Raw genomic sequence first — 5,552 nt, forward strand, 5'->3', positions numbered from 1 at the left:
TCGGGCCGATCATCGGCGACGCGCGGCTCAACGCGCTGTTCTGCCGCGTGCATCGCGATTCCGAGGCGCAGGCCGACGCGCTGCGCCGCGAGGAACGCTACCTGCGCTTCGCCGCGCGGCTGTTCGAGCGGCACGTGCACGAGCCGCTGGCGCCGCGCGAGGCCGGCGCGGAGCCGCAGGCGGTGCGCATCGCGCGCGAATTCCTCGATCACCGGCTCGACAGCCAGGTACACCTCGACGAGATCGCCGGCGCGGCCGGGCTGCCGGTGTTCCGGCTGTTTCGCGCGTTCGAGCGGCATCTCGGCATGACGCCGCATGCCTATCAGCGGCAGGCCCGGGTGCGCTCGGCGATCGCGCTGATGCGGCTCGGCCGGCCGCTCGGCGAGGTGGCCGCGACCACCGGCTTCGCCGATCAGGCGCATCTGACGCGCGCGTTCCGCCGCATGATGGGCGTCACGCCCGGCGTGTTCCGCGACGCGGCGCTCGGGCGGCGGCGCGGTGGCTGAGCGCGCATTCCGCCGCTGGGCCGCTTGACCGCTTGACCGCTTGGCCGCTTATTTCAGCAGACCGAGATTCGCGACGATCTTGCCGATCGGCTTGCGCGCGCCCGCGAGCGCGACGCCCACGTAGCGCAGCGTGGCCGTGTCGACCAGCGCCACCGCGTCGCGGAACGCCGAATAGTCGGTGGTCTGCTGGCCCTGCACGGGAAAATCGACCACGTCGCAGCCGGCCGCCACCGCCTTGTCGCGGATCGCGGGCAGCGCGTCGGCGTCGGCCGCCAGCACGGCGATGCCGATCGGGATCAGGCCCGGGTGCGTCACGCCGTTCGCGTCCACCAGCGGCGGGCCGACCAGGGCCGGGTGGCGCTGGCCGATCGTCAGCGCGAGCACGGCGGCGGCGTTGGCCGCGCGGCCCGGCGGCAACCGGCTGTCGACCACGATCACGCAGCGCTCGGGCGCGAGCGGGCCGGCGGGGGCGGCGGAAGAAGGGGAAAGGTCCTGCGTCATGCGGATGTCCTCCGGCTATCGATGAGGACCGCATTATTCGGGCGCGCGCGGCGGGCGTCTTGAACGCTATTGCAGGCGCTGGACGCCGCCATCGGCCCGCTTCCGGCGGTTCACGAAGTCCACAGCTGCCAGAGCAGCGCCACGTTCAGCGCGAGGATCAGCGCCGTGCTGGCCCAGGTCGCGGCCAGCGCCGCGCCGCGCACGCGCCAGCGGCCCATCAGCTTCGGATCGGCCGCGAAGCGCACCAGCGGGATCACGGCGAGCGGCAATTGCAGGCTCAGCACCACCTGGCTGGCCACCAGCAGCTGCGCCGAGCCGTGATCGCCGAACGCCACCACGGCGGCGAGCGCCGGGCCGATCGCCAGCGCGCGCGTGAGCAGCGCGCGGCGCGTGGCCGTCATGCGCAGTTTCAGGAAACCTTCCATGACGATCTGGCCCGCCAGCGTGCCCGTCACCGTCGAGTTCAGGCCGCAGGCCAGCAGCGCGGCGGCGAACAGCAGGCTCGCCCAGTCGCTGCCCACCAGCGGCGCGAGCAGGCGGTGCGCGTCGGCGAGATCGTCGACGTTGGTGTGGCCGCTCGCGTGGAACACGGCGGCGGCCACGATCAGCAGCGCCGCGTTGACGACGAACGCGAAGCCGAGCGAGCCGAACGTGTCGTAGCCCACGCCGCGGATCGTGTCGGCGATCGCCGCGTCGCGGTCGTCGCCCGCGGGCGGCGCGTGCCGCTTGACCAGCGCCGAGTGCAGATAGAGGTTGTGCGGCATGACCGTCGCGCCGACGATGCCGGCCGCCAGCCAGACCATCCCCGCGTTGCGCACCAGCTCCGGCGAGGGCGCGAAGCCACCGAGCACGCCGAGCCAGTCGGGCCGGGCGAGCGCCACTTCGGCGACGAAGCACAGCGCGACGAACAGGATCAGCGCGGCGACGCAGATCTCGAGCGTGCGATGGCCGCGCCGCTGCAGCGCCAGCATCGCGAACGTGCCGACCGCCGACATCAGCACGCCGGCCAGCAGCGGCACGTGCAGCAGCATCTGCAGCGCCACCGCGCAGCCCACCACCTCGGCCACGTCGCAGGCGATGATGGCCGCCTCGGTGGCAAGCCACAGCACGAACGTGGTGCGCCGCGACAGACGCTCGCGGCACAGCTCGGCCAGATCGCGCCCGGTCACCACGCCGACGCGCGCCGCCACCCATTGCAGCAGCACCGCGATCAGGCTGGCCAGCGCCACCACCACCAGCAGCCGGTAGCCGAACTGCGCACCGCCCGCCAGCGCCGTCGCCCAGTTGCCCGGATCCATGTAGCCGACCGCGACCAGCGCGCCTGCTCCGGCGAAGCGGGTCCACGGCGTCGGCGGACGAAACCGGGACGCGGGCGAGGGGAGGGACGGCATCATCGGATCGGGCATGGGTTCGGGGCCGGTCGGGTTCGGCTGATCAGATCCAGCATAGTGGCGAAATGGCGGGCATGTTCACGAATGATAATTATTCTCATTCGTGTTTGGCAATCGAAAATATCGATCGGGGCGATTGAGGGGGAACGGGAGCGGGCTGGGAGGCCCGCCCGCGGGAGCGCGAGGGCGATGGGACGGGGTGGCGCGGCGGGGTGGGGAGCGGGCGTTGGCGCCGCCTCGGGGCGGTGGCGGCGCAAATCGCGGGCCTGTCGTGCAGGCCGTTCGGTCGGCATGGCGCGTGCCGTGTCGGGGCCGGTGGCCCGCCGGCCCTTCAGAACCGCGTGCGCATCCCCACGCCCGCGTTGTAGCCGTTCGACAGCCCCGTCGCGGCGTCGTTGAGATACGCGACGTACAGGTCGGTGCGGCGCGACAGCGGGTAGTCGTAGCCCACCGTCCAGGTCTTGCGGATCGGGTCGCCGCGCCCCTTGCTCCTGGTGTACATGAACGAGGCCATCGCGTAGCCGGCGCCGAGCGGCACCGACACGCCGAGTTCGCCGCTGTTCGAGGCGATGTCGCCGGTCTGGATCGAATCCTCGATGCGCTGCACGAGGGCGCTGAGCTTGGCCACCTTGAAGTCGTAGCTGGCCGCGGCCAGATAGGCGCTTTGCTGCGTGAAGCCGGCGATCAGCGTCTGCAGATCGCCCGGCGTGACCGAATACTTGACGCGCTGATACGAGAACGCGGCGGCGAACGGACCGTTCGCGTAGCGCAGGTCGCCCGCCACCTGGTTCGCGCCGTCGTGTCCGGCCTGATTGCCGGTGGCGTACACGCCGGTGGCCGTGAACCCGGCCAGCGTCGGCGAGACATACATGATCGAATTGTTCCAGTTGGTGTCGCCCACCACCATCTGCGCCGGCAGCCCCTTGTACATCTGCACCAGCACCGGCGAAAAGCCGAAGCTGTTGCCGAACGGGTTGAAGCTGAGCGCGGTCACGTAGTACGGCAGCGTGTTGCGGCCGAGCAGCAGCGAACCCTGCGGCCCCTTGATGCCGACGTAGGCGTTGCGGCTGAAGAACGGGTCGGCGGCCGAGCGGCCCACCGCGCCGTTGGACGCGCGAAAGAACGATTCGAGCGCGAATACCACCGAGTAGCCGCCGCCCAGGTCTTCCTGGCCGCCGATCCCCCAGAAGCTGGTGGACATGCCGTTCGAGTTCTCGGCGGCGGCCGTCTTGCCGCCGAGCGCGCGCTGCGCCCCGGCGTAGACATCCACCAGGCCGTACAGTTGCACGGCGCTTTGCGCGTGCGCGAACGGGCTCGACGCAAGGCAGCCGGCCGCCAGCGCGATCTTCATGAAATTATTTTGCATGGCTAAGTGATGAGCGTGTGAGTGAAGGCGTTTCGCGGTCGCGACGAAGCCGATCGGCCGAGGACGATCTCGCGGAAATCGGGTGAAAACGGAGAGGCGCTCGCCGCTGCCGTCGGCGCGCCGGCCGGGCAGCGATCGATCGGGACGCGCGCAGCGCGCGCCCGGCGTCGGCGTCAGTCCAGCGCGTCGCCGAGCGTTTCGGGCAGGAAGGCCCAGACGATCAGGGCGGCCAGCAGGAAGAACCCGGCCGTGGCGGCGAGGCCCGTCTGCACGCCGTAGCGGCCCGCCAGCAGCCCGACCATGGCCGGTGCGAGCGCGCTGAGCGCCCGCCCGGTGTTGTAGATCCAGCCCTGTGCGGTGGCGCGGATGCGGGTCGGGAACAGTTCGGCGAAGGTCGGCGCGAAGCCGCTGTAGAACCCCGTGCCGAAGAACGCCACCACCGGGCCGAGCACGAACAGCCACGACGGCGAGCGCACCCACGTGTAGGCCGGCACCGCCAGCGCGGCCGCCGCGAAGAACAGCAGGTAGGTGCGGCGGCGGCCGATCCAGTCGGCCAGATAGCCGAACACCACGAAGCCGACGGCCGCGCCGGCCTGCATCACGACGATCCACGCGGTCGATTTCATCAGCGTGAGGCCGGAGCCGCCGTGCGCGACGGGCGTGGCCAGATAGGTGGGGATCCAGGTGAACAGCCCCCAGTAGCCGCACATCGCCGCGCTCGTGAAGGCCAGCCCCACCAGCGTGCTGCGCCGGTACGGGCCGAACAGCTCGGCCAGCGTCTCGCGCAGGCTCAGGCGGCGCGTCTGCCGCAGCCACACCTGCGGCTCCTCGGTGTGACGCCGCACCCAGAACGCGAACAGCGCGGGCACGATGCCGACGAAGAACACGCCGCGCCAGCCGAAATGCGGCAGCACCAGCGCCGCGACCACGGCCGCCAGCGCATAGCCGGCCGCGAACGCGCTCTGCACCCAGGCCAGCGCCTTGCCGCGATGTTCGGCGGGCCAGGTTTCGGACACCAGCGCCGCGCCCGCCGCCCACTCGCCGCCCACCCCGAAGCCGAGCACGAAGCGGAACACCAGCAGTTGCTGGACGTCCTGCGACACGCCGCACAGCGCGGTGCCGATCGAGTAGCAGAGGATGCTCATCACCATCGAGCGGGTACGGCCGATCCGGTCGGCCAGGAAGCCGAACACCAGCCCGCCCACGGCGGTGGCCACCAGCGTCATCGACGCGACGATGCCGGCCAGCCCCTGATCGAAGTGCAGATCGGCGGCGATGAACGGCATCACCATCGCGAACAGCACCAGATCCATCACGTCGAGCGCCCAGCCGACATACGACGACCAGAACGCCTGCCATTGCGCCTTCCCAGCGCTCGCGTACCACCGCCCGGCAGCAGCCCGCGGCAGTTGTGTCTCACTCCGTTCCATGCGATTCCTCTTATTTTTCGAAACTCAAATATCGATGATCGACACGATATGGAGTCGTCACGGTAATTTCCAGCATGGTTAACCACTATCGATACCGTGTGTATCGATAAACGATACTGCATGCACTTTCACGAACACGACAGGAACCCAACCGCCATGTCCGCCTATCAACTTCATCTCTACGAAGACCGCATCGATGCCGGCGCCGAGCCGATCTACCTGCCGCGCGCGCCGCGTGCGATCTACGTGGTCGACGGCGACGCCACGCTCGAGTTCGAGCGCGGCGCGCAGCACCAGCCGGGCGGCACCGGCTGGGTCGGCGACGGCCAGCTCGCGATCCTGGCCGGCGCCGGCGGCG

Annotated in this window: 6 protein-coding genes; 2 read left to right on the plus strand and 4 right to left on the minus strand. The window is 70.5% G+C overall.

All coding sequences use genetic code 11. The annotated features are described in order from the left end of the window. Positions 1 to 506 (plus strand): helix-turn-helix transcriptional regulator (locus tag G3N92_RS30085; RefSeq protein ID WP_206131200.1); only part of this gene is annotated, 506 nt, incomplete at its 5' end. Between the two features lie 48 nt (positions 507 to 554). On the opposite strand, the gene G3N92_RS30090 is transcribed toward G3N92_RS30085, so the two are convergent. The 4 genes from G3N92_RS30090 to G3N92_RS30105 all read right to left on the minus strand — a co-directional run bounded on the left by G3N92_RS30090 (position 555) and on the right by G3N92_RS30105 (position 5,194). Further along, complete coding sequence (locus G3N92_RS30090) at positions 555 to 1,007, minus strand: DUF2000 domain-containing protein (protein ID WP_206131201.1); 453 nt, start codon at positions 1,005 to 1,007, stop codon at positions 555 to 557. A 110-nt stretch (positions 1,008 to 1,117) separates the two neighbouring features. Next, the gene (locus tag G3N92_RS30095; protein ID WP_206131202.1) at positions 1,118 to 2,413 is read right to left on the minus strand and encodes an Nramp family divalent metal transporter; all 1,296 of its coding nucleotides are present in this window, start codon (positions 2,411 to 2,413) and stop codon (positions 1,118 to 1,120) included. A 316-nt stretch (positions 2,414 to 2,729) separates the two neighbouring features. Further along, positions 2,730 to 3,749 (minus strand): porin, encoded by a 1,020-nt coding sequence (locus tag G3N92_RS30100; RefSeq protein ID WP_206131203.1) that lies wholly within the window; start codon positions 3,747 to 3,749, stop codon positions 2,730 to 2,732. Positions 3,750 to 3,937: 188 nt separating this feature from the next. After that, a complete protein-coding gene (locus G3N92_RS30105) occupies positions 3,938 to 5,194 on the minus strand; it encodes an MFS transporter (RefSeq protein WP_206131204.1) in 1,257 nt (418 codons plus the stop codon). 156 nt (positions 5,195 to 5,350) lie between these two features. On the opposite strand from G3N92_RS30105, the gene G3N92_RS30110 reads away from it, so the two are divergent. Beyond that, on the plus strand, positions 5,351 to 5,552 hold a 202-nt coding region (locus G3N92_RS30110), incomplete at its 3' end, for a hypothetical protein (protein ID WP_206131205.1).

This window comes from Burkholderia sp. Ac-20379, from assembly GCF_017104645.1.
In the GTDB taxonomy this organism is placed as follows: domain Bacteria; phylum Pseudomonadota; class Gammaproteobacteria; order Burkholderiales; family Burkholderiaceae; genus Burkholderia.